The sequence below is a fragment of the Paraburkholderia sp. RL18-085-BIA-A genome, assembly GCF_046027075.1.
Lineage (GTDB): Bacteria > Pseudomonadota > Gammaproteobacteria > Burkholderiales > Burkholderiaceae > Paraburkholderia.
Window position 1 is genome coordinate 1 of record NZ_JARESU010000537.1, and the last position, 713, is coordinate 713.

The 713-nt window shown below is 59.7% G+C and carries 1 pseudogene; it reads right to left on the minus strand.

Features of this window, described 5'->3' with window-relative positions:
* A pseudogene (locus tag P0D89_RS53710) lies at positions 1-663 on the minus strand (IS5 family transposase); the annotation flags it as partial.
* Between the last annotated feature and the right edge of the window lie 50 nt (positions 664-713).

The following is a 713-nucleotide window of genomic DNA, read 5'->3' on the forward strand; positions in this document are numbered from 1 at the left end:
GTGTTTTTCCCAATCCGCTACCATGCGGCTGGCCTCGCCGGGCGATTTCGGTTGCAATGCCAGCTGCATGTAGTGGACGGCGATATTTGTCGTAGTCGTAGCCTCTGTCGCCCTGAACGACCCGAGGCTTCGATAGTGGTCTGCCACGCTTGCCGCTGATAGACGGGATGGCCTCGACCAGCGCCTGGAGTTGAGTCACGTCGTGGCGGTTTGCGCCCGTCAATATCACCACGAGCGGGATGCCCTGCGCTTCGGTAATGAGGTGGTGCTTCGAACCTGGTCGCGCGCGGTCTGTGGGATTCGGTCCTGTTTTTGACCTGAGCCCACAGCACGGATTGAGGAGGAGTCGACGATGACACGAGACCAGTCAATCTGGTCGGCTGCGCGCAATCGCGCGAGCAGTACTTCGTGCAACTGGTCCCAGACACCGGCGGCCTGCCAGTCACGCAGGCGACGCCAGCAACTCATGCCGCTGCCGCAGCCCATCTCACGAGGTAGCAGGTCCCAACGCAGGCCCGTCTGCAAGACGAAGAGGATGCCTGTGAGCACCGCACGATTATCGAGCGGTTTGCGTCCTGGATAACGGATTCGCCGTGGTTTGGGAGGGGGCAGCAACGGTTCGATGAGTGCCCAGAGTTCGTCGTCGAGTATGGGTTTAGCCATGTCCTTTTCGTCGTCGAAACAATGAAAAGGTTAACAGGATTCATCGAGCG